The following is a 22,514-nucleotide window of genomic DNA, read 5'->3' on the forward strand; positions in this document are numbered from 1 at the left end:
GGGCAATCTAAGCCTGCCCTATGAGCGTCCATAGTAATGAGTATCAGTAACACAGTGACAAGTAACATGAAGGCAAAACCATACCGCGTCGATCTCAGTCGTTTTCTGGCATTATGTGCCCGTAACTATGGCCATATTCAGCAATGGCTACCTAGGGGCCATAGTGCTGGGCAGCAATGGCAGTGGCAGGGCGTGTTTGGCTGCTTGTCGGTGACGTTACTGGAAAATACGCCTTACACTCAGGTGCTCGAAATAAAACGCTACAGCGCGTTAGGGGCGCTTAATCCGTCGATGCAAGACCCTTTGTTGTTAGTTAGGGTTTACCATGACGCGCAATTGGCAGAAGTGTTAACTAGTCGACAGATTTGTGACCTAAATCCAGTTTATGATTACCCAAATATGCATATGTACCAACGAGATGAAAAATATCAGGTCAATGCATTCCTTGAGGATTTACTTAAAATAGGCCACCGAGCAACATTGGTGTGTCAGTCCTAACCGTGTTGGATGTGATCGTTTGCAAAAAGATGCCACAACCTATGACATTATTGAAGGCCAAAGCATACGCTTGGTTCAGATCACAGATCCGCATCTTTTTTCTGATCCACAAGGGCAATTGCTAGGGGTTAATACCCGTGCGAGCTTAGCCTCAGTCCTGCAATTGGTGCATGATAATCATCAAAACGTCGATTGCATCTTAGCGACTGGCGATATCAGCCAAGATTACTCGGCGCAGTCATATCAAGCCTTTGCCGCTATGATGTCGACTCATACTGTTCCTTGTCACTATTTGCCAGGGAATCATGATGATATCCATACCATGAATCTGCACTTGCAAGGCGAGAAACTCTCTGGTGATAAACAAATCTTGGTGGGTAACTGGCAAATTCTGATGCTTGATTCAACCGTTAGGGGGAAGCCTGGCGGCTTACTCAGTGATGCTGAATTGAGCTTTATTGAGCGCAGTGTGGCGCAAGAGCCGCAGCGCCATTGTTTACTGGTGATGCATCATAATCCAATATTGACGGGCGCGGCTTGGTTAGATCAGCATTGTCTGGCTAATGGCAATGAGGTGCTCAAGAGTGTGAGCCAGTTGGCGAATGTTCGCGGTATCTTGTGGGGGCATGTGCATCAACAAATTGATAAAACTTATCCAGGCGCCACGGGTGACATACATCTAATGGCGACGCCATCGACCTGCATTCAGTTCACCCCAAAGTCTGATTTTTTTGCTTTAGATAATTTACAGCCTGGCTATCGTTTGCTGGACTTGCACGCCGATGGTAGCATGAGCACTCATGTTTATCGGGTACCGGGAAAAACCTTTTTTCCGGACGAATCGGCCGGTGGTTATTGAATACTGCCGCAGCGTGAGGAATTATGCTGTTATACATTCATGGATTTAACAGTTCCCCTCAATCGGATAAGGCGCGGATAACCTTAGCCTATTGCCAAGAGCACTATCCTGAGCTGCTGGTGCATCAACCTCAGCTACCTTCTCATCCAGTAGCCGCACTTGCTATGTTATGTGATATCACAGAACAAGCCTTGGCTAAGGGTGAGCCGCTATACTATATCGGCTCCTCATTGGGTGGTTTTTTTGCGACAATCTTGGCTGAGCGTTATGGCGGTGTCGCGGCGCTGGTAAACCCTGCCATTGAGCCTCATCAATTGATGACCTCATTGCTTGGATGGCAAACGAATCCTTATACCGGCGAGCGATATCAGGTTACTCTAGAGCATCAAACGCAATTAGCGGCAATGGCCGTTAAGGTTATCGCTCATCCAGACCGTTTTTTAGTGTTATTGCAAACCGGTGATGAGGTTTTAGATTATCGCGAGGCGGTCGCTTATTACCATTGCTGTCAGTTACGAGTGCAGCAAGGTGGCGATCACGCGTTTACGGGATACCAGGAACAACTCGACGGCATTTTCCAATTTTTTGCCTTAACAACCTAAGCGTGAGCCCTATGGCTCACGTAATCATATATTAAGTGTGCTATGACCAATCAATATACTGCTGATGCCATTGAGGTTCTCAATGGTTTAGACCCTGTAAAACGCCGTCCAGGTATGTACACCGACACGACACGCCCAAACCATTTGGGTCAGGAAGTCATTGATAATAGCGTTGATGAAGCCTTGGCAGGCCATGCCAGTAAAATCGAAGTCATTTTGCATGCCGACAATTCACTGGAAGTCATAGATGATGGCCGCGGCATGCCAGTGGATATTCACCCTGAAGAAGGTATTCCTGGGGTCGAGCTGATTTTAACTAAGCTGCATGCGGGCGGAAAATTCTCCAATAAAAACTATCAGTTTTCGGGCGGCTTGCACGGCGTTGGTATTTCTGTGGTTAACGCGCTATCAAGCCGTGTAGAAATTAGTGTGCGCCGCGATGCTCAAGTCTATGAAATGGCGTTTGAGCACGGTGATAGGGTAGAAGAGTTACATGTCACTGGCACTTGTGGTCGCCGTAATACTGGTACTCGGGTGCGTTTTTGGCCAGAACCGAGTTATTTCGACTCAGCTAATTTTTCGGTGAGCCGCTTAATGTATCTGCTCAAAGCTAAGGCCGTATTATGCCCAGGCTTAATGATACGTTTTCAGAATAAGCAAAATGGTGAGTCCCACGAATGGTTTTATGAGGCGGGGTTAACCGATTATCTGCGCTCGGCCATGGCTGATAATGTATGTTTACCCGCAGATCCTTTTGTCGGCAACTTTAGTGGTCAGATAGAAGCCATTGAATGGGCGATTACTTGGCTGCCAGAAGGCGGCGAGTCCATCAGTGAAAGTTATGTGAACCTCATTCCCACGCCTTTAGGTGGCACCCACGTTAATGGTTTTCGCCAAGGCTTATTAGAGTCAATGCGTGAGTTTTGTGAGTTTCGTAACCTCATCCCCCGCGGACTTAAATTGTCGGCCGAAGATATTTGGGATAAAGCTGCGTATATCGTCTCACTCAAGATGCAAGACCCGCAGTTTGCTGGTCAAACTAAAGAAAAGCTCTCGAGTCGTCAAAGTGCCGCCTTTGTTTCTGGCATAGTGCGTGACGCATTTTCACTGTGGTTAAATTCCAATACCGATCAAGCCGAAGCCTTAGCTGAAATCTGTATTAACAATGCCCAGCGCCGCATGAAAGCCGCGAAGAAAATTGCTCGTAAGCGCGTGACGGCAGGCCCAGCATTACCCGGTAAACTTACCGATTGCACTAGCCAAGACCCAAGCCGCTCTGAGTTATTTTTAGTGGAAGGTGATTCAGCGGGTGGCAGTGCCAAACAAGCCCGTGAGCGCGAAATCCAGGCGATTATGCCGCTGCGCGGTAAGATATTAAATACGTGGGAAGTGGATGCCTCTCAAGTATTAGGCTCGCAGGAAGTACATGATATTTCTGTGGCCATTGGCTGCGATCCTGATAGTTCTGATATCTCGGAATTACGCTACGGTAAAATTTGTATCTTGGCCGATGCGGACTCGGATGGTTTGCATATTGCCACCTTGTTATGCGCATTATTCCTTAAGCATTACCGCGTGTTAGTGGAAAAAGGTCATATCTATATTGCTATGCCACCTTTGTTTAGAATCGACATTGGTAAAGAAGTGTTTTATGCCTTGGATGAGGCTGAAAAGGCTGGGATTTTAGATAGAATCGCGGCTGAAAATAAGAAAGGCAAGGTGCAAGTGACCCGCTTTAAAGGTCTAGGTGAAATGAACCCATTGCAACTGCGTGAAACCACTATGGATCCCAACACTCGCCGCTTAGTGCAATTAACCATAGATGATGCCGATGAGACTCATGCCTTAATGGATATGTTATTGGCGAAGAAGCGCTCGAGCGATCGTAAAATTTGGTTAGAGAGCAAAGGTGATTTGGCGGCGGTGCAGTAAAGCGGGCTTAAGTGAGTGATTGCTTATTTATAAGTGCCAGCCACTTAAGTCATCTTATGATAAAAGCTACAGGTAACACGCACAACAGCGGCAAGATAACAGTACCAACTCAATCGGCTCAACAGGATGTTTGATGTCATATAAAATAATGCCTCAATGGATGAACGGATTAATGCTGATGCTATTAACGACAGCATCGGCTCAGGCGGCTGAGAGTGTGGTGCTGACCGTCAGCAAAGGCTTTGGCATTAGTTTATATGCCTCTGACTTAGGTGATGCCAAGCAAATGGCCATTGGCGATAACGGTACTTTGTTTGTCGGTAGCGATCTGGAAGGGACGCTGGTGGCCTTAGTGGATGAAAACCATGATGGCCGCGTTGATAAGCGCTATACCATAGGGCGTAATCTTGATTCTCCGAGTGCTATGGCCTTTGTTAATGGCGATTTATATGTCGCCTTAAATACTGGCATAGTGAAATACAGCCAAATTGAGCACAAACTCAAACGCCCTGGGCGGCCGCAATCGGTATTTACCAGCTTGGCGGGATTTGGCGCCGAAATCATGCGTACGTTAGCACTCGGTAGCGATGGTCGTTTATATTTAGCCTTAAGTGCCGGTTGCAATGTGTGTGAACCGCAAGCGCCGCTTGGCAGTATTCTTGCCATAACCCTTGAAAGCGGCGCGGTTGAGCAAGTGGCTAGTGGCGTGCGCCATGTCGGCGGTATGGCTTGGTCTGCCCAAGGGCAAATGTGGTTTGGCGATAATGGGCGAGATTGGATGGGCGATAATCTACCCCCCGATGAAATTAATGCCATAGCAACCCCTGGCAGCCATTTTGGTTTTCCCTATCGTCACGGCGATAAGGTGAATGAAGCCAGTTATCCGTCGCCACAACAGTTAGCCATTAGCTTGCCTGAGTATTTGTTACCGGCCCATGTATCGCCCATGGGATTGCATTTTTATCGAGGCCAACAATTTCCTGATAAATATCAGGAGCAGCTATTTGTGGCTGAAAATGGTTCTCTAAATCGCTCCAGCAAGGTCGGCTATCAAGTAGTCGCCTTACTGTTTGAGGGCGATGAAATAACACAAAGACAAACCCTAGTGAATTTTATGGATGGTGAGTTTGCCGTAGGTAGACCACATTCCATAGTAACGGCTCCCGATGGAGCCATGTTTATTTCAGATGACCTTAAAGGCAACATTTATCGCCTGTATTACCAAGGCTCTGAGCTTGAATAGGAAAAAACAATGAGTGATTCGATTGAGATGAGCTTAGACGGCGTTGAACAAATGCCGTTGCGCCGCTTTACCGAAGAGGCCTACCTGAATTACTCCATGTACGTGATCATGGACAGGGCATTGCCCCATATTGGTGACGGTTTAAAGCCGGTGCAACGTCGAATTATTTATGCCATGAGTGAACTGGGGTTATCAGCGCAGTCAAAACATAAAAAATCTGCCCGTACAGTGGGTGATGTATTAGGTAAGTATCACCCCCACGGTGACAGCGCTTGTTATGAAGCCATGGTATTAATGGCTCAGCCATTCTCATATCGTTATCCGTTAGTCGATGGTCAAGGTAACTGGGGTGCGCCAGACGATCCTAAGTCATTCGCGGCTATGCGTTATACCGAAGCTAGACTGTCGCGCTTTTCAGAAGTCTTGTTATCTGAACTAGGCCAAGGCACTGTGGATTGGGGCGCAAACTTTGATGGCACCATGAAGGAGCCTAAAGTCTTGCCTGCGCGCTTGCCGCATATTTTACTCAACGGCATTACTGGTATTGCTGTGGGTATGGCTACCGATGTTCCGCCGCACAATGCTCGTGAAGTGGCCTCTGCCTGTATTGAATTGTTAGATGATCCGCAAACACCCTTATCAAGATTGATGGAGTTAGTGCCTGGCCCTGATTACCCAACGGCAGCAGAAATCATTACTCCAAGAGCCGATATTGCCAAGATTTATGAGACTGGCCGCGGCTCCATTAAAATGCGCGCTGTTTATAGTGTCGAGCAAGGCGAAATAGTGATTACGGCACTGCCGCATCAAACCGGTAGTGGCAAAATCCTTGAGCAAATTGCCGCGCAGATGCAGGCTAAAAAGTTGCCTATGGTCAGCGATTTACGTGATGAATCCGATCATGAAAATCCCGTGCGTCTTATCATAGTGCCACGCTCAAACCGTGTTGATTTTGAGCAACTAATGGCGCATTTATTTGCGACCACGGATTTAGAAAAAAGCTTTCGCATTAACCTGAACGTGCTGGGGCTTGATGGCCGTCCGCAAGTTAAAGGCTTAAAGCAAATGCTGAGTGAGTGGTTAGAGTTTCGAACTCTGACGGTCAAGCGGCGTTTATCTTATCGATTAGATAAAGTCTTAGCGCGCCAGCATATTCTTGAAGCCTTGATGGTGGCGTTTCTCAACATTGATGAAGTGATTGAGATTATTCGTTTCAATGAGCAACCTAAAGCTGAGTTGATGGCGCGTTTTAGCTTAACCGATAAGCAAGCCGAAGCGATTTTAGAATTAAAGTTACGCCATTTAGCTAAGTTAGAAGAAGTTAAAATTCGCGCCGAGCAAGATGATTTAGCCGCTGAACGTGACAAGTTAGAATTACTGTTAGGTTCAGAGCGCCGTTTAAAAACCTTAATTAAAAAAGAGTTACAGCAAGATAGCGCCACTTATGGTGATGATCGCCGCTCACCACTGAAAGAAAGAACCGAATCTAAAGCGCTGACCGAGCAAGAATTACTGCCAACAGAAGCTGTGACTGTGGTGATTTCAGACAAGGGCTGGGTGCGCTGCGCTAAAGGGCACGATATTGACCCTACCAGTTTGTCGTATAAGGCTGGTGATGAGTATTTATGTAGTTCCATTGGTCGCAGTAATCAGCCGAGCGTATTTATTGATACCAGTGGCCGCGCCTTTGCTACTGAAACTCATACCCTGCCATCGGCTAGAAGTCAGGGCGAGCCTATTACTACGCGCTTTAATATAGCGACTGGCGAAACCATAGCCCATGTGGTGCTGGCGGATGAAAGCCAAGAGTTCTTATTGGCAAGTGATGCTGGTTATGGCTTTATTTGTAGCTATAGCGATATGGTGTCGCGCAATAAGGCTGGTAAAGCCCTGCTGAGCTTACCGACAAACGCTAAGGTATTAACGCCGCAAAAAGTGGATAAGACGCTATCACCATCGATTTTGGCAATATCCAATGAAGGTCGAATGCTGTTATTTGCACTCGATGCGCTGCCTAAACTAACCAAGGGTAAGGGCAATAAAATCATAGGTATTCCAACTGAGCGCGCCAAAGAGCGTGAAGAGTGGTTGATGCATTTATTGCTGGTGCCTGCTGACATGCCTGTGACGTTATGGGCAGGTAAACGCAAGCTGACCTTAAAGCCGAGTGATCTTGAGCATTATCGCGGTGAGCGCGGACGGCGTGGTAATAAATTACCGCGCGGTTTACAACGCGTTGACCAAGTCACTTTAGGTGACGATAGCATAAGTCTTTAATCATAAAAAAAAACCGACAGTTAGTCGGTTTTTTTATATCGATACGGTTTAAGCGGCAGTGTTAAGTATTGACCTTAAGCATCAGTGCTAAGTAGCAGGTCTAAGTCACAGTGCTGAGTCACAGGGCTAAGCCGCAGACGTAAGCGTTAGGCTGACGCTAAAGAATTTAAGCAACTTGATAAAAATTATCGGGCTTGGCCACGCAATGCCCTTGAACCTGGCTGTCATCATTCATACCAGTATTGATAGTTGTAGTTGCTGAATCCGTGTCTTTAACCGCAACGGCATCGGTCGCTATGCTGAGTAATTGCGCTTGTATTATATCGGTTGCCATGCTGATGCATTTACCACATTGGTCGCCAACCCCAAGACGATTGCGCACATCGTTAAGGCTAGTGTCGCCAGCGGCTACAGCGCGTTTAATCTGGCTATCAGTGATGCCATTACAAAGACAAATAAACATAGAAACTCCGGCTAATTTACCCCCACATTCTAGTTGAGAATGATTATCACATCCATTAATTTTAAAAAAGTTTGCCAAAATGGGCTTATTGTTTGAAATCAATTTGGTAATTGGATTATGCCTAGTCTAGGCTTAATTCAATATTGCGAGCTTTAAAACGTCATGCAGTCGTTGTACTAGGTGTTAGGAATCACCTTATATAAGCTCAGGAAATAGAACTGCAGGTCACTTTGGATAAGTGTCAGTGATAACAAGGATTGGAGCCCATTATGCGCAAGAATATGCCCGTCACCCAACGTAACAATGATTATCCTGCGGATTGGATTTTACTATCAACTACCGATGATCAAAGTCGTATCAAGTATGCCAACGAAAAGTTTTGTCAAATTGCGGGTTACAAATTAAGTGAAATGCAAGGTCAGCATCACAATATGGTGCGCCATCCTGATATGCCGCCAGCAGCATTCGCTGACATGTGGGGCAAAATTCAAAAAGGCCAACCTTGGAAAGGATTAGTTAAAAACCGTTGCGCTAATGGCGATCATTATTGGGTAGATGCCTTTGTTACTCCCATTTCTGAACATGGTAGAATCGTTGAATTTCAATCAATACGGGTTAAACCGCAACAAGCGCAAATTGATCGCGCAGAAGCTGCTTATAAAGAATTAAATGCCAAAGGCAAGGTTTCTGCGCTACGAGGCGGTATGGCGACAGCGACCAAGTTGGCCTTGTTTGCTGGTCTTGGCATGTTACCTATGCTGTATCTGGCGTGGATGAGTGGCGCTATGGGCTTAGGTTTGTGGGCCTTGTCAGCGTTATTAATTTTTGGCGGTGGTTACGCGGCTTTGGGGCATTTTCGCCAGTTAGTGGCTAAAGCCAAAACCATTTATGACAGCCCACTTATGACCTATTTATACGTAGGCCGTAATGATGATGTGGCTGTGGTTGAACTTGCCATGCAAATGCAGTCTTCAGAATTAAAGGCGCTGTTAGGGCGAGCATTAGATTCTTGTGAGCAAGCAAGCGCCGATGCGCGGATATCGGCCGCTAAAGGTGAAGATGTGCAAGGTAACGGACATTCACTGCAAGGCGAGATGGATCAAGTGGCCACGGCAATGCAAGAAATGACAGCGACCTTAAATGACATGTCTGCCAATTGTACAGACGCTGCTAATGCGTCGCAAAAGGCCTCGGCTGAAGCGAAAAATGGCGATGTTATTGTTGATAAAACTATTAAGTCGATTGAGTCTATGGCAAGCCAACTTAAAGATACTTCTGCAGCCATAGCTGAGCTTGAAAATCACAGCAAAGGCATAGGGACTGTACTGGATGTGATTCAAAGTATTGCTGAGCAAACTAACTTATTGGCATTAAACGCGGCTATTGAAGCGGCGAGAGCGGGCGAACAAGGCCGCGGCTTTGCTGTGGTGGCTGATGAAGTTCGAGCGCTGGCTAAACGAACCCATGAATCGACGACTGAAATTCAAAGTATTATTAATTTATTGCAACAAGGAACCGCGCGGGCGGTGACAAGCATGTACCAAGGGGTCGATGCTGCGCAGTCTTGCGTTAAACAAGCCGATGAGGCGGGTGTTGCCCTGAGAACTATCAGTGAAGCTGTAGCATCTATTACCGATATGACCCATCACATAGCAAGCGCTGTTGAAGAGCAATCGAGTGTGTCTAATGAAGTAAATCGCAACATAGTCAATGCGTCGCAATTATCAAATAGCAACAATGCATTAGGCGAGGATATGGTTGGGCTTAATGAGCAAGTACTGCAAAAAATTAATGCTCAGCAGATGTTAGTGAAGCAATTCTTAGACAGAGTAATGAAACAGGGGTAAGGCTTAACCCCGAATTCAACTTCGAAGTAAGCCTTAACAATAAAAAGCATCCGTAAGGATGCTTTTTAGTTTTATTAGAACGCAGTAAGTTTTAGGCGCTTGCTGGATTATTGAAACACGCGCTTGGCGGCCCATAATGTAATAAATGATGGTGGTTAATAGCAAGCTTGCCTAGTGGCTAACTTAATAGCCGCGCTTGAAATCGACCTTATGGTTAAGCGGTTGCTGCTGAATAAACTTACGGTAGTTGTCAGCAAAAATAGCCACTACTTGATCTGGTACGCTAGGGGCTGAAATATGTGGGGTGATGATGGCATTCGGGCAGCGCCATAGCGGGTGTTGCTGCTCAAGAGGTTCATGTTGAAACACATCTAAAATCGCCAGTTGCTGCGGCTTAGTTAGCAGTTGTTGGTAAAGGGCGGTTTCATCAAGCGAGTCGCCTCGACCAAGGTTAGCTATGATGGCATCACTTTTTAGTAAGCTAAGGCGCTCAGCATTAAGCAGTAATTTAGTGTCTGTTGTGCTTGGTAATACGCTCACTAAGATGTCGCAAGTCGCGATCACGCGGGACAAATCACTTAGGGAATAACATTGGTCAAACTCTGGGTGTTGCTCGCCGCTGCGATTAACGCCAGTGACTTGCATGCCAAAATGGCGCGCAGTTAAGGCTAAATGCTTACCTATGCTGCCAGTACCTAAAATCAGCATATGTTTACCCATAAGGCTGGCATGAGGCAAAGCTTGCCATAGCCCTGCAGTTTGCTGGGTGCGATACCTTGGTAACTGGCGAATATGAGTGAGTAGATGAGCAAACAGATATTCACTCATCAAGGGGCCAAAGATGCCGCGCACATTGGTGAGTAAATAGTCCTGTTTAAGCCTTGGGGCCATCAGTAAATCAACCCCAGCAAAGGTGCTTTGCATCCAAGTCAGCGCTGGGGACAGGGGCAACAGAGGCTTGGCTAAAGCGGGTTCTGCCAGCCAAATATCAGCTTTACTAATGAACTGCGGATCATCACTGGCAATGACTAATCCTGGTAATTGTTGCTGCGCTAATAGTTGGCGGTAGCAGTTATTATCTTTGGTCAGCAATAACAGTAAATGCGCCATAACATCCTTATCAGTTTATTGATTAGCCGATGCCTTAGTTAATACGGCGGCGGCCTTATCAGGATAATTACTAAAAATACCTGCTACCCCTTTGCGCTGCAGCAACAAGATATCTTCTGGATAATCTACAGTATAAACAAAAACATCAATGCCGCGCTGCTTAGCATCCGCTAACATTTCATCTGTCATAAAATTGATATCTAAGTGAATTGATTGCGCATTTAGCGTGGTGGCGCATTGGCATAAATCTAGCGGCACGCCTTCAATCAAGGGCGCAATACGCGCATCTGGCCAGAGCTTACGACAGGTAAGTAAATACTGATGATTAAATGATGAAATCAGTAGCTTATCTGGCGCAAATCCAAGTTCAGAGATTAACCTGGGATACAGGGCTAAAAAGGGCTCAAGTACGCTGCGACCTTTGAGCTCAATATTCACAACCATGCTAGTGGGTAAGCTTTGCATTAATTGCCATAAGCTTGGAATGGCTTCGCCTGCTAGTTTTTGCTCGGCAAGATAAGCGAGGGTTTGCTCATCAATAATACCTTGGCCTGAGGTTTTAGTTTCTAGGCGCCGATCGTGATACACCATCAATTTGCCTTCCACCGCATGAATATCGAGTTCAACCGCAGTAGCGCCTAACTCAATGGCGAGTGTCATCGCTTTAATAGTATTTTCGGGCGCGTAACCACTGGCGCCGCGGTGAGCAAAAATTAGCATTATGATGTCCTATCGTATGATGGGATTAGTATCCCGCTGCGGCTGAGATATATGGATTTCCAGCTGCGGATAGGCCAATTGTAGATCATTTTCTTTAAGCTTCTGGCTAATCCGTTTATGTAAATCATGGCGCAGCGGCCAACGTGAATTCATGTCTTTAGCGTAGGCGCGCACTTCATAATCTTGAGTGTGCTGGCCAAAGCCTGCGAACCAAATTTCTGGCTCAGGAACTAGCAAGGCAAGTTGGCAATCTTGCACCGCTTGATAGAGCGCCGCTTCTACTTTCGATGGGTCTGAATCCCTTGCCACGGCAACATTAATAATGACGCGAGTAATAGGATCAGACAGCGACCAGTTAATTAACTGCTCAGTAATAAAGGCCTTATTTGGCACGATAATTTCTTTTCTGTCCCAGTCAATAATAGTCGTCGCGCGGATTTGAATCTTACTGACAGTACCAGTGAGATCGCGAATAGTAACGGTATCGCCAATACGTACCGGTTTTTCAAATAAAATGATAAGACCTGAAATAAAGTTTGCGAAAATCTCTTGTAAACCAAAACCTAAACCTACCGAGAGCGCGGCAATCAACCACTGCAGTTTTGACCATTCCATCCCTAAGGTTGAAAAGCCAATTAAGGTACCAAAGAAGACCACTAAATAGCGGCTGACCGTAGTAATAGCAAAGCCAGTACCAGGTGATAAATCAAGCCGTTGCAAGATCATCAGCTCTAATAGGCCGGGGAGGTTAGTAGCTATCATCATCGAGAAGCCGACTATCGTTAGCCCTAAGAGTAAGGATTTGAGCGTAATCGGAATTTCCTGCTCAATACCATTAATGCTGGTGGTGCTACTCCACAACGTAATGCCATCTAAGAAGGAAAATAACGCCATGTGGGTTTGGGTCCACAGGCCAATAATACTGGCTAGGAAGCCTAACAGTAATAAGGAGCGCACTAGGCCTAAGGATTGGCTAGAAATAGTTTCTAAATCGACAATCGGCTCTTCATAGGTTTCAAGGCCATCATTAGCATGGGCTTCACCTTTTTCCCGCTGGGCTAAGCGCTCAGCACGTTTGGCTTTAGCGCGATCAAAGGCAATGCGCCGTCTTTCAATCAGCATCCAACGTTTAATCAGCTGATACGACAATAACACCGCAAGACCAAGCACTAGCGATAACTGCAGTTGCAGTAATAACTGAAACGCTGTGTAGTAAAAGCCCATAAAGGCCAGAGCCGCACTGAGCAAGGGCACTGACACTAATACATAGGATAAGGTCTTATGTATTAAGCGCTTATTCTTACCGTCTTTATCGGCGTTGTCTCTAATCTGGTTGAAGATCCCGACCAAATCGCGATACAGCAAAAACAATAAAACACAGAATAAGATAAAGGCGCCGCGGCCTAAACTGTTGCGAATGAGTGAGGCATCTAAGATTTCCGTAAATCCCATGATGCCTACTAGTGGCAGTACCATGATGACAAAACGGTCAAACTTAGCCTGCATGAGCACAACGCTTGCGCGCGGACTATTAAAGTGCCCAGAAATAAGCGAGGTTTCGGCGCACAATAAGTCGATTACTCGCTGTAATAGGTATAAGCCGCCAATTGCCATGGTCGCCATGCCAATGGCTTGGGTAAAGTTGTGGTCGGAATCCAGTGCAATAGCGCCAGCGACTATCACAGGGATGGGCCGCAGCATAGCGTAACCTAAGCTCACTAATAATGATTTTAAGCTGTTACTGAATTTGTCTTGGGTCACCTTGCCGACGTTACGGCTATAGTGAGTCACTACCTTGTGATAGGGTTTGGCCATGAGATCTTGGATCACCACACACAAGGTCAAAAGAATTATCCACCACGACCACAGATTGGTTTGATGGCTAAAACTTGAGCTGACTTGCTGCCATGGCGCTTGGTCAAACATCCACACGATACTGCGCTGCAAATCGATAAACCACGGCTTATTGATTTGCGCTGCATTGGGTACCCAGAATAACTGCTCATTGAGGGTATTTTTTAACTCTTGATGCTGCTGAGATAATTGCTCATAACTAAATTTGAGCTTGGCCAACTCACCGAGATAAATCTCATAAGATTCCATTAGCTTTTTGAGTAACACTTGCTGCGAATCTAGCAGTTTTTGCTGCGACTCGCTGAGCTCAGAATCACTTAATAACAGCTGTTCATTTTGACTGAGTTGCTGCTCCACGTGATAGCGACTTAAGCGCGTATCGGCAATTTTAATCAGCAGCGCTTCAGTATCTGGTGGTTTAGGCAGGTTTTGCAGCATCTGCAAGAAACGCTCACCAAAGGCTGAGTTACCTTGTAGCCAGCTAATTTGCTGCTGAATATTGGTGAGCTGTTTAGCTTGCTGTTGGTACTGATTTTCAGCGTCTTCCTGCTCGCGCACTACCTGGTTGGTTTGTTTAGTCACGCTTTGCAGTTCATCGCCCAAACTAATGTTGGTGTTGCTAAGGCTTAGTGACATTTCATCAATCAAGGTGACATTGGTTGATAAATTATCCAGTAAGGTATTTTCAGTGTTTTGGCTGCGTTCGTCACTTAAGGCGCGATTTAACGCTTCAATCAGTTTTTCTTGTTGCAGTAATTGCGCTCGTACTAACTGCAGTTGCAACTGCGCGAGTTCAATGCGGGTGGGGCTTGAATTTAATTCGGCTTGCAGCGTCAATAAATGCTGTTGATACAAGTCTAGTTGGGTGCGTTGCAGTTGGCCGGTTGGGGTATCCGCGGGGGCACTCACATTTTTTTGCTGTAGCGCCAGTGCGTCGCGGGCATCTTTTAAGGCTTGGGGTAATTGTTTTTGCCGCTGAATATCATCATTTATCTGTTTACCAAGGCTGGCCTCAGTTTCTTTGAGTTCAGATAATTGCAGATAAGCCATAGAGGCTTGCTGGCCTAAATCTTGTTTGGGATTAATGCTAAGTTCTGTGCGCGCGGCTTTGAGCCTAGCATTTAGGTTATGGCGGCGAATTTCACTGTCACGTAACCCTTGCTCGTAGGACTGTTGACTCGTCTCTAAGCTCACTATGCTAACAGTTAATTGATCTATTTGCTGATCAAGAGTCAAGGTCTGAGCCTGATTCGAGTTCATGCCCATGCGCTTGTCTAATGCTAATGGGGAGTTCGCAAAAGCAGAGGCACTAATTAGAGATAATACGAGCAAAAATACACGAAACATGACAGACATAATAACAGCTAGGAAAGTGCTGATCTTAGCTAAGTTATTGGTGGAATAACATCTATTCTTACTTTTTTTTCTGTACTTGTGAGTTATGGTTTTGCGCGGTTTCATAGAGGGCTGTGACTACCACTAAGGTTCCGCCTACCGCGGTTTGCCAGTTAATGGGTTCAGAAAGTAACCACCACGCTAGTAGCGTGCCATATAAAGGTTGCAGGCAAGCCACTAAGCCCACGGTTTTCGCTTTAAGTTGCCTTAATGCTGAGGTGAATAACGCATGGGGAGCGGCGGTAAACATTAGGCCTAGCAATAACAAATATAGCCAAGTGCTTGAACTTACCTCTGTTAATGCTAAATCGCTGGCGGGCATTAAAATGGCTACTGCCACTAAGGTTTGAAAAAACACGGCATGGGCGCCATTGTACTGACTGAAATAGCGCTTAAGGGTGAGATTTCGAGCGGTAAATAAGGCGGCCGATAATATACCGACTAACACACCTAAAGTGGTGTCATTGCCTAATGAAAATTGCGGAATAAGTAAGAAAATCCCCACAAGCACAACCATGCCACTGGCAATATCTTTAAGTGCTGGGCGCTGCTTATGCAGTAACGGCTCAATGAGCACTGTCATCACGGGATAACTAAAAAAGGCAATCATACCGATAGCTACGGTTGAGAGTTGTAATGCGGCAAAGTATGTTACCCAATGCAGGCTAACTAACACGCCTAATATCAGGGCAATGAGATAATCTTTGGGGGATCGTAAACGCAGTGATGCTTGGGTGCATTTTACAAAAATGGCTAAGGCGGTCGCCGCAATCACGCATCTAAGCCAAGTAATATCAAGCGCTGTTAAAGGGATGAGCTTAGAAAATAATGCCGTACCACCAAATAGCAGTACGGCAATATGTAGCTCAATCAGCGCATGTTGCTGCTTCGGCATTACTCTAGGTGAGCCAGCGGGCGGCCTAAGCGGGTGACTGCGCCAGGCTTAATGCCATCAGCAAAGTCATCCAGCATGTCATCAGCAAACAGCATAACAACAGTACTGCCAAGCTTGAACCGACCCATTTCATCACCTTTTTGCAAAGTAATGGCATCAGGACCTGTGGTTGGGTAATCCCAGCTCACGATTTCTTTGCCGCCTGGCGGCGTAATAGTGCCAGCCCATACGGTTTCGATACTGGCAACAATAGTTGCGCCAACTAACACCATGGCCAATGGGCCATGCTCAGTTTCAAAAATGGCCACTACACGTTCATTGCGAGCAAATAAACCCGGTACGTTTTGAGCCGTTAATGGATTAACTGAAAATAAGTCACCTGGCACAAAGGTCATTTTTGACAAGGTACCAGTAATTGGCATGTGAATCCGGTGATAATCACTTGGCGCCAGATAAATAGTGGCAAAGTCGCCACCTTTAAAACGATGCGCGTCTTTGGCGTTATTACCTAATAATGCAAGCGAAGTGTAATCATGGCCTTTGGCTTGAAAAATTCGGCCATCGTTAATTTCACCAAACTGGCTAACAGTACCATCGACTGGATGCACTAATACCTTGGCATTGCTATCTATTGGGCGCAGCCCTGGCTTTAATGCACGAGTAAAGAAGTCATTAAAAGTGCTGTAGGCTTCTGGTGCCTCGCGCTCTGCTTCACTCATATCGATTTTGTATTGCTTAATAAACCAGCTGATCGCCGCCGTTGTGATGCTGCCCGCTTGTGCTGCGGCAAACTTACCCGCTAGGCGCGACACTAGATGCTTAGGTAGCAGGTACTGCAACGCAATTTTTACTTTATCCACAGCTAAATTCCTTTAATTCGTACTTGGCCCAAATAAACCTTGGGCACCGTGACAAAAAATGTCACGGCGAGAATGTATATAAGTGCTTACAAGTCGTCAACACTATGTCGGAAATGACGTGCGTGTCTTTGCTCATCAAGACTCGCAATAATTTTGTGATAGTTGGCAAAGCGTTCATTGGCTATGTGGCCATCTTCAACGGCGGTGCGCAGGGCACAACCTGGATCGCTGCCATGTTTGCAATCACGGAATTTACAGCCGCCTAGGTATTCTCTAAATTCAATAAAACACCAACCCACACGCTCAGGGGGTAAATGCCATAAGGCAAATTCCCGCACGCCTGGAGAGTCAATTAAATCACCACCCGCTGGGAAATGTAATAATTTAGCTGTGGTAGTAGTGTGTTGCCCAAGACCTGAGTTTTCAGACACATCACCTATGATTAAGTCCACATCGGGTAATAGTGCATTAATCAGGGATGATTTACCCACACCAGATTGTCCAGCAAATACGCTGACCTTATCTTTTAGTAAGGCTTGCAACTCATCGATACCGGTTTGTTCGTGACTACTAACTTTAAACACTTGATAGCCAATTTTTTCATAGACAGCTAGCGCCGCGTCAATTTCAGGCTTTAACGCATCATCGAGTAAGTCGATTTTATTCAGTACTATGACTGGCTGAATACCAGTATCTTCTGCGGCCACTAAATAGCGGTCGATAATCTGCGTACTAAAGCTGGGTAATACTGATGACACAATCAAGATCTGGTCGATGTTGGCAGCAATAATTTTTACGCCATCGTAAAGATCGGGGCGACTCAAGAGTGAGTGACGCGGGTGCACAGCTTCCACCACGCCGCCAATGCCAGCGCGAACAGTCGTAGGTTCATCAAGGTTAGTATCACTGGCTAAACGCACTAGCACTTTATCGCCACAGACTAACGAGCCTATGTTGCGACGTATGTTGCAGCGCACCACTTGTCCGCTTGCGGTTTCAATATCAGCGTGTTGGCCAAATCGAGAGATGACGATAGCAGGCTGTTCTTGACCAAGTGAACTATCCTGTAACTCAGGAGCATCGTTTTGCGAATGACCGCGGTTAAGCCTTTTTTCATGGTTTGCACGCATTCTGCGTAACTGCCCATGATTTAATGGTTTCTTTTTAGTCACAAGTATCTCTTCGCCATTAAGGTAATGTCGTGTTCAATAAAAAGCAGTATGATACACGGTCTTGAATAAAAAAGCCTGGTTTAGCGGCAAATGGAAGAAGTAAGGCAGAGTATGGCGGCAAATGAAAACAACCTAATTTGGATCGATCTGGAAATGACAGGGCTTGAGCCTGAAACTGATCGTATCCTTGAAATCGCTACCATAGTGACAGACGCGCAATTAAATATTTTGGCTCAAGGGCCTGTGCTGGCGATTCATCAGTCTGATGAAGTCTTAGGTTTGATGGATGATTGGAACCAAGAGCACCATGGTGCTTCTGGATTAATTACTCGGGTTAAAGCGAGTACTGTTACTGAGCAGCAAGCAATCGATGAAACCATAGCGTTCATCTCACAATATGTGCCAAAAGGTGTATCTCCACTTTGTGGTAACAGCGTTGGCCAAGATCGCCGCTTTTTAAACCGCTACATGCGTGAGTTGGAAGATTACTTTCATTACCGCAATTTAGATGTCAGCACAGTTAAAGAGTTAGTTCGTCGCTGGCAACCTGAGCTGATGAGTCAGTTCAAAAAGCAAAATACCCACCAAGCACTCATGGATATTCAAGAATCTATTGCCGAATTGCAGTTTTATCGAGCAACAGCATTTAAAATTTGAGCAAACGAACAGTTTTTTGCAATATAGGGCTTGCAGGGGTCTGAAATTTTCATATAATGCTGCCTCACTTCTGGGGTGGCTTCAAATTTAGCGAAACACCTTAAGTGGCACAGATAAGCGGCATTAGCTCAGTTGGTAGAGCGATACCTTGCCAAGGTATAGGTCATCGGTTCGAACCCGATATGCCGCTCCAAATTTTAATCTGAAATATTCAGAGTATTAAATGGGGTTCTGTGAAGCAAACAAGATGCGGCATTAGCTCAGTTGGTAGAGCGATACCTTGCCAAGGTATAGGTCATCGGTTCGAACCCGATATGCCGCTCCAAGTTTGAAAGTTAAAAAATTCGGTAGCAGTTCAGTGAGTAGAGCGAAACCTTACCAAGGTATAGGTCATCGATTCGAACCACTCTTTGTAAAAAGATAGGGCCGCTCCAAGTTTGAAGTTGTAAAGTAAACAAGATGCGGCATTAGCTCAGTTGGTAGAGCGATACCTTGCCAAGGTATAGGTCATCGGTTCGAACCCGATATGCCGCTCCAAGTTTAGAAGTTAAAAAATTCGGTAGCAGTTCAGTGAGTAGAGCGAAACCTTACCAAGGTATAGGTCATCGGTTCGAATCACTCTTTGTAAAAAGACAGGGCCGCTCCAAGTTTAAAAGTTAAAAGATGTAAAGCAAAACAAGATGCGGCATTAGCTCAGTTGGTAGAGCGATACCTTGCCAAGGTATAGGTCATCGGTTCGAACCCGATATGCCGCTCCAAGTTTAGAAGTTAAAAAATTCGGTAGCAGTCAGTGAGTAGAGCGAAACCTTACTAAGGTATAGGTCATCGGTTCGAACCACTCTTTGTAAAAAGACAGGGCCGCTCCAAGTTTAAAGATGTAAAGCAAAACAAGATGCGGCATTAGCTCAGTTGGTAGAGCGATACCTTGCCAAGGTATAGGTCATCGGTTCGAACCCGATATGCCGCTCCAAGTTTAGAAATTAAAAAATTCGGTAGCAGTCAGTGAGTAGAGCGAAACCTTACTAAGATATAGGTCATCGGTTCGAACCACTCTTTGTAAAAAGACAGGGCCGCTCCAAGTTTAAAGATGTAAAGCAAAACAAGATGCGGCATTAGCTCAGTTGGTAGAGCGATACCTTGCCAAGGTATAGGTCATCGGTTCGAACCCGATATGCCGCTCCAAATAACTCCTCCTAAATTATTCTCCCCTAATTCGCTCTTGCAATCTTCAGTATTAACTCATCGATTTAATTCAAATTTCTTAAAATAATTTGCAATATATTCTGTGCATTAATATAGCTAAACGTTACCACTAACATAGTGCAGTTCTCATCCATCTTATGGTGAGTTATCTAAATCCTATTTTTCTAAAAACCAATAGTTAAGCGTCTGCCTCAGAACAATTTGTGACCGCATTCAAATAATTGACTAACAACTACAGCTTTAATTCGGCTCTGGTTCGTTTTTAAGCAGTTAGCCCCTACACTGATTTCTCCATTTATTCATAGTGAGATAAGTGCTTGAGGAGTTGATATGCGAATTCAGCAATTACGCGATATGCTAGAGCATGTGGTCGAAACTTATTTAGAAATGCATAAACTCTATCTGCGCCTCTATCATTATGCTGATGATACTCGGGCGAAATTACTGCTTAATTATCTTCAGCAACAAGAACTAGTACAATCCCAAGTATTGGCAACATATATTGAAACTAGCACTAAAGCTATGCTGGATACTTGGTATGAAAATGCTTCTGTCGTTGGGTTAACCAGTAGCTACGCCAATATCTATCTACCCGCCAATATGACAACCGATCAGGTTATCGATTTACATTTGCAATTGGATTCAGAAGTCATAGCCACATTGGATAACTTAGCGGCCAATTCACTCAATCATAAAATTCAGTTAGCCTTAAAAACCTTGGTCAATAGTGCCGAAATCAAGCAGCAAAGGTTAATTCATAGTGCTGCTCGCTTTGATGACTTGTAGCAGTCAGCTAAAAAACTTGCTCTAAGTTGCTTGCTTAACTCTGGTTTAAGCAAGATAAACAATCCTAAGGCTTAAGACTAAATGCTGTTCTCTTGAGCATTTGCAAGCCGATACCTGCTTAACTGGTAAGCAGTTTCATTATTGGTGTTAATTTTGCGCTGTTATCTCTGATATAATCTCTCGTTTTCTTATCGGCAGCGCGGTTGATTATCCTCATTGGTTTATTGATGATTTAATGGTAGTGGTAATTTAGGCTATTTTGAGTGCTGGGCGTGTCTTATATTGTTAGTTTGAAAATGAAGAGAATGAATTTAATCATGGATCCCAAGACTATTTTTCTGAACGATGACACTGAGACTGTTGCTTTTGGTCAAAAAATGGCGGCTTTGTTAACACCGCCTTTAACCCTGTATCTGACTGGCGATTTAGGGGCTGGCAAAACCACCTTAAGCCGCGGAATTATTCAAAGCTTAGGTCACAAAGGTGCGGTTAAAAGCCCGACTTATACCTTAGTTGAGCCTTATGAACTCGCTGATATCGATGTTTATCATTTTGATCTTTATCGTTTAGCGGATCCTGAAGAATTAGAGTATATGGGCATTCGTGACTATTTTAGCGATCGCAGCTTATGTATAGTGGAATGGCCAGAGCAGGGAGCAGGCTTATTACCTGATGCCGATTTACATTTACATCTCGCTTATGACGGCGATAGTCGGTTGTTAACGATTAATGCTGGCAGTGAGTTAGGTAAGAGTCTGTTAGAAAAATTATAAGAATAATTATAAAAACAATGCCAATTACATACTTTAAGGGTTATCCCTATCTCATCCTTCTGACATTGCTATGTTGGAGCTCAACGGCGTTTGCAAATAATTTGCAAGGGGTCAGGATTTGGGCTGCGCCAGAATCGACGCGAGTGGTATACGATCTCTCAACGCGTCCTGATTACAACTTTTTTACGTTAAGTAACCCTGAGCGCTTAGTTATCGACTTAAAGCAAACCAGTTCCAAAGTTAAGTTCGATAAGATTGACAATAACAGTAAGTTAGTCAAAGGCATTCGCCTAAGTAAAGCGCCAAGTAAAGGGGTTTTACGAGTGGTGATTGACCTTAAACGTCCGGTTAAGGCTAATGTTTACGCTTTATCCCCGACGGCGCCTTACGGTAATCGTTTAGTGCTTGATCTTAATGAGATTCAAGAGGCTGCTAAGCCTGTGGTGAAAAGTAAGCCGCAAGCTCTCAGAGACATCATAGTAGCGATTGACGCCGGTCACGGCGGTGATGACCCTGGCTCCATTGGTCCAAGTGGCGTGTATGAAAAAAAGGTAGTGCTACAAATCGCTAAACGCGTGGCGCAGCATGTCAATAACACCCCAGGTATGAAAGCTGTGATGACTCGCAGCGGCGATTACTTCGTGAATCTTGATAAGCGCTCATCCATAGCGCGCGATCATAAAGCCGATATTTTAATTTCAATTCATGCCGATGCCTTTACATCACCTAACCCTAAGGGGGCATCCATTTGGGTGTTATCGCGTCGCCGCGCTAACAGTGAAATTGGTCGCTGGCTCGAGCAGAAAGAAAAACACTCAGAATTATTGGGTGGCGCCGGCGAAATTATTCAAAGCACGGACAGTGAACAATACCTGACCATGACACTGCTGGATATGTCGATGGATAAGTCGATGGCAGTGAGTCACTCGATTGCTGACAATTTATTGCGGGATTTAGGTAAGGTGACTCATTTACATAAGAGTAAGCCGGAAGCGGCGAGCTTTGCCGTGTTGAAATCACCAGATATTCCGTCAATCCTAGTGGAAACTGGCTTTATTTCTAATCCCAGTGAAGAGCGCAATCTAGTTAATACCAAGCACCAAGAGCGCTTAGCTAAAGCCTTGCACACCGGGTTAGTCCGATATTTTGAAGCCAATCCACCCGATGGCAGTTTATTTGCCAATAAAGGTGCGGCTAAGCAGCAGATTAGCCGCAGCGGGGTAATAAAACATAAGGTGAGTAAAGGCGAATCTCTGTCGGTGATAGCGTCGCGCTATCAAGTATCGATTGCCCAAATTAAGGCGGCCAATAACTTAAGCTCTGATACGGTTAGGTTAGGGCAGCAACTCAAAATTCCTAAGGCATAAC

General features: G+C 45.3%; 17 protein-coding genes, 6 tRNA genes and 1 pseudogene. 17 read left to right on the plus strand and 7 right to left on the minus strand.

The features are described 5' to 3' along the window. Nucleotides 1–66 precede the first annotated feature (66 nt). From FJQ87_RS04580 to parC, 6 genes are all read left to right on the plus strand, one after another. On the plus strand, nt 67–498 hold the full coding sequence (locus tag FJQ87_RS04580; protein ID WP_240778835.1) for a DUF1249 domain-containing protein: 432 nt from the start codon (nt 67–69) through the stop codon (nt 496–498). A gap of 19 nt (nt 499–517) precedes the next feature. Next, nucleotides 518–1,357: a 3',5'-cyclic-AMP phosphodiesterase gene (gene cpdA, locus FJQ87_RS04585; protein ID WP_140930961.1), complete on the plus strand. Its 840-nt coding sequence runs from the start codon at nt 518–520 to the stop codon at nt 1,355–1,357. A gap of 23 nt (nt 1,358–1,380) precedes the next feature. Further along, nucleotides 1,381–1,959, plus strand: coding sequence for a YqiA/YcfP family alpha/beta fold hydrolase (locus tag FJQ87_RS04590; protein ID WP_140930963.1), 579 nt, complete (start codon nt 1,381–1,383; stop codon nt 1,957–1,959). Between the two features lie 42 nt (nt 1,960–2,001). Then, on the plus strand, nt 2,002–3,891 hold the full coding sequence (parE, locus tag FJQ87_RS04595) for a DNA topoisomerase IV subunit B (RefSeq protein ID WP_140930965.1): 1,890 nt from the start codon (nt 2,002–2,004) through the stop codon (nt 3,889–3,891). Between the two features lie 133 nt (nt 3,892–4,024). Then, nucleotides 4,025–5,134 (plus strand): PQQ-dependent sugar dehydrogenase, encoded by a 1,110-nt coding sequence (locus FJQ87_RS04600; RefSeq protein WP_140930967.1) that lies wholly within the window; start codon nt 4,025–4,027, stop codon nt 5,132–5,134. A gap of 9 nt (nt 5,135–5,143) precedes the next feature. Further along, entirely contained in the window at nt 5,144–7,411 is a 2,268-nt protein-coding gene (parC, locus tag FJQ87_RS04605; RefSeq protein WP_140930969.1) for a DNA topoisomerase IV subunit A, read from the plus strand. 304 nt (nt 7,412–7,715) lie between these two features. Here the strand turns inward: parC and FJQ87_RS18810 are convergent. Further along, a pseudogene (locus FJQ87_RS18810) lies at nt 7,716–7,874 on the minus strand (bacterioferritin-associated ferredoxin); the annotation flags it as partial. A gap of 269 nt (nt 7,875–8,143) precedes the next feature. On the opposite strand from FJQ87_RS18810, the gene FJQ87_RS04615 reads away from it, so the two are divergent. Beyond that, the gene (locus tag FJQ87_RS04615) at nt 8,144–9,721 is read left to right on the plus strand and encodes a PAS domain-containing methyl-accepting chemotaxis protein (RefSeq protein WP_140930973.1); all 1,578 of its coding nucleotides are present in this window, start codon (nt 8,144–8,146) and stop codon (nt 9,719–9,721) included. Nucleotides 9,722–9,904: 183 nt separating this feature from the next. Here FJQ87_RS04615 and FJQ87_RS04620 read toward each other — a convergent pair whose 3' ends face one another. The 6 genes from FJQ87_RS04620 to rsgA all read right to left on the minus strand — a co-directional run bounded on the left by FJQ87_RS04620 (nt 9,905) and on the right by rsgA (nt 17,727). Then, entirely contained in the window at nt 9,905–10,831 is a 927-nt protein-coding gene (locus FJQ87_RS04620; protein ID WP_140930975.1) for a D-2-hydroxyacid dehydrogenase, read from the minus strand. Between the two features lie 15 nt (nt 10,832–10,846). Further along, nucleotides 10,847–11,551 (minus strand): glycerophosphodiester phosphodiesterase family protein, encoded by a 705-nt coding sequence (locus tag FJQ87_RS04625; protein ID WP_140930977.1) that lies wholly within the window; start codon nt 11,549–11,551, stop codon nt 10,847–10,849. Between the two features lie 9 nt (nt 11,552–11,560). Next, complete coding sequence (locus tag FJQ87_RS04630) at nt 11,561–14,752, minus strand: mechanosensitive ion channel domain-containing protein (RefSeq protein WP_140933992.1); 3,192 nt, start codon at nt 14,750–14,752, stop codon at nt 11,561–11,563. Between the two features lie 67 nt (nt 14,753–14,819). Beyond that, nucleotides 14,820–15,695: a DMT family transporter gene (locus FJQ87_RS04635; RefSeq protein WP_140930979.1), complete on the minus strand. Its 876-nt coding sequence runs from the start codon at nt 15,693–15,695 to the stop codon at nt 14,820–14,822. Beyond that, nucleotides 15,695–16,555, minus strand: a complete 861-nt coding sequence (asd, locus tag FJQ87_RS04640) for an archaetidylserine decarboxylase (protein ID WP_140930981.1) — start codon at nt 16,553–16,555, stop codon at nt 15,695–15,697. Before asd ends, FJQ87_RS04635 begins: the two co-directional genes overlap by 1 nt. 86 nt (nt 16,556–16,641) lie before the next feature. Then, nucleotides 16,642–17,727: a small ribosomal subunit biogenesis GTPase RsgA gene (rsgA, locus tag FJQ87_RS04645; RefSeq protein ID WP_140930983.1), complete on the minus strand. Its 1,086-nt coding sequence runs from the start codon at nt 17,725–17,727 to the stop codon at nt 16,642–16,644. 111 nt (nt 17,728–17,838) lie between these two features. Between rsgA and orn the strand changes: the two genes are divergently transcribed. The 10 genes from orn (at nt 17,839) to FJQ87_RS04695 (ending at nt 22,513) form a co-directional block, all read left to right on the plus strand. Then, the gene (gene orn, locus FJQ87_RS04650) at nt 17,839–18,384 is read left to right on the plus strand and encodes an oligoribonuclease (protein WP_140930985.1); all 546 of its coding nucleotides are present in this window, start codon (nt 17,839–17,841) and stop codon (nt 18,382–18,384) included. A 117-nt stretch (nt 18,385–18,501) separates the two neighbouring features. Then, a tRNA-Gly gene (locus FJQ87_RS04655) sits at nt 18,502–18,577 on the plus strand. A 56-nt stretch (nt 18,578–18,633) separates the two neighbouring features. Next, nucleotides 18,634–18,709: transfer RNA gene (locus tag FJQ87_RS04660), tRNA-Gly, on the plus strand. Between the two features lie 136 nt (nt 18,710–18,845). Then, nucleotides 18,846–18,921 (plus strand) — tRNA-Gly (locus FJQ87_RS04665). 145 nt (nt 18,922–19,066) lie between these two features. After that, nucleotides 19,067–19,142, plus strand: a tRNA-Gly gene (locus FJQ87_RS04670). 136 nt (nt 19,143–19,278) lie between these two features. Continuing rightward, a tRNA-Gly gene (locus FJQ87_RS04675) sits at nt 19,279–19,354 on the plus strand. 136 nt (nt 19,355–19,490) lie between these two features. Continuing rightward, nucleotides 19,491–19,566, plus strand: a tRNA-Gly gene (locus tag FJQ87_RS04680). Between the two features lie 351 nt (nt 19,567–19,917). Beyond that, nucleotides 19,918–20,373, plus strand: coding sequence for a hypothetical protein (locus FJQ87_RS04685; protein ID WP_140930987.1), 456 nt, complete (start codon nt 19,918–19,920; stop codon nt 20,371–20,373). 317 nt (nt 20,374–20,690) lie between these two features. Continuing rightward, nucleotides 20,691–21,146: a tRNA (adenosine(37)-N6)-threonylcarbamoyltransferase complex ATPase subunit type 1 TsaE gene (gene tsaE / locus FJQ87_RS04690; protein ID WP_140930989.1), complete on the plus strand. Its 456-nt coding sequence runs from the start codon at nt 20,691–20,693 to the stop codon at nt 21,144–21,146. Between the two features lie 17 nt (nt 21,147–21,163). Beyond that, complete coding sequence (locus FJQ87_RS04695) at nt 21,164–22,513, plus strand: N-acetylmuramoyl-L-alanine amidase (protein ID WP_140930991.1); 1,350 nt, start codon at nt 21,164–21,166, stop codon at nt 22,511–22,513. Nucleotide 22,514: the final 1 nt, after the last annotated feature.

Origin of the sequence: Shewanella sp. SNU WT4 (genome assembly GCF_006494715.1) — a bacterium.
Lineage (GTDB): Bacteria > Pseudomonadota > Gammaproteobacteria > Enterobacterales > Shewanellaceae > Shewanella.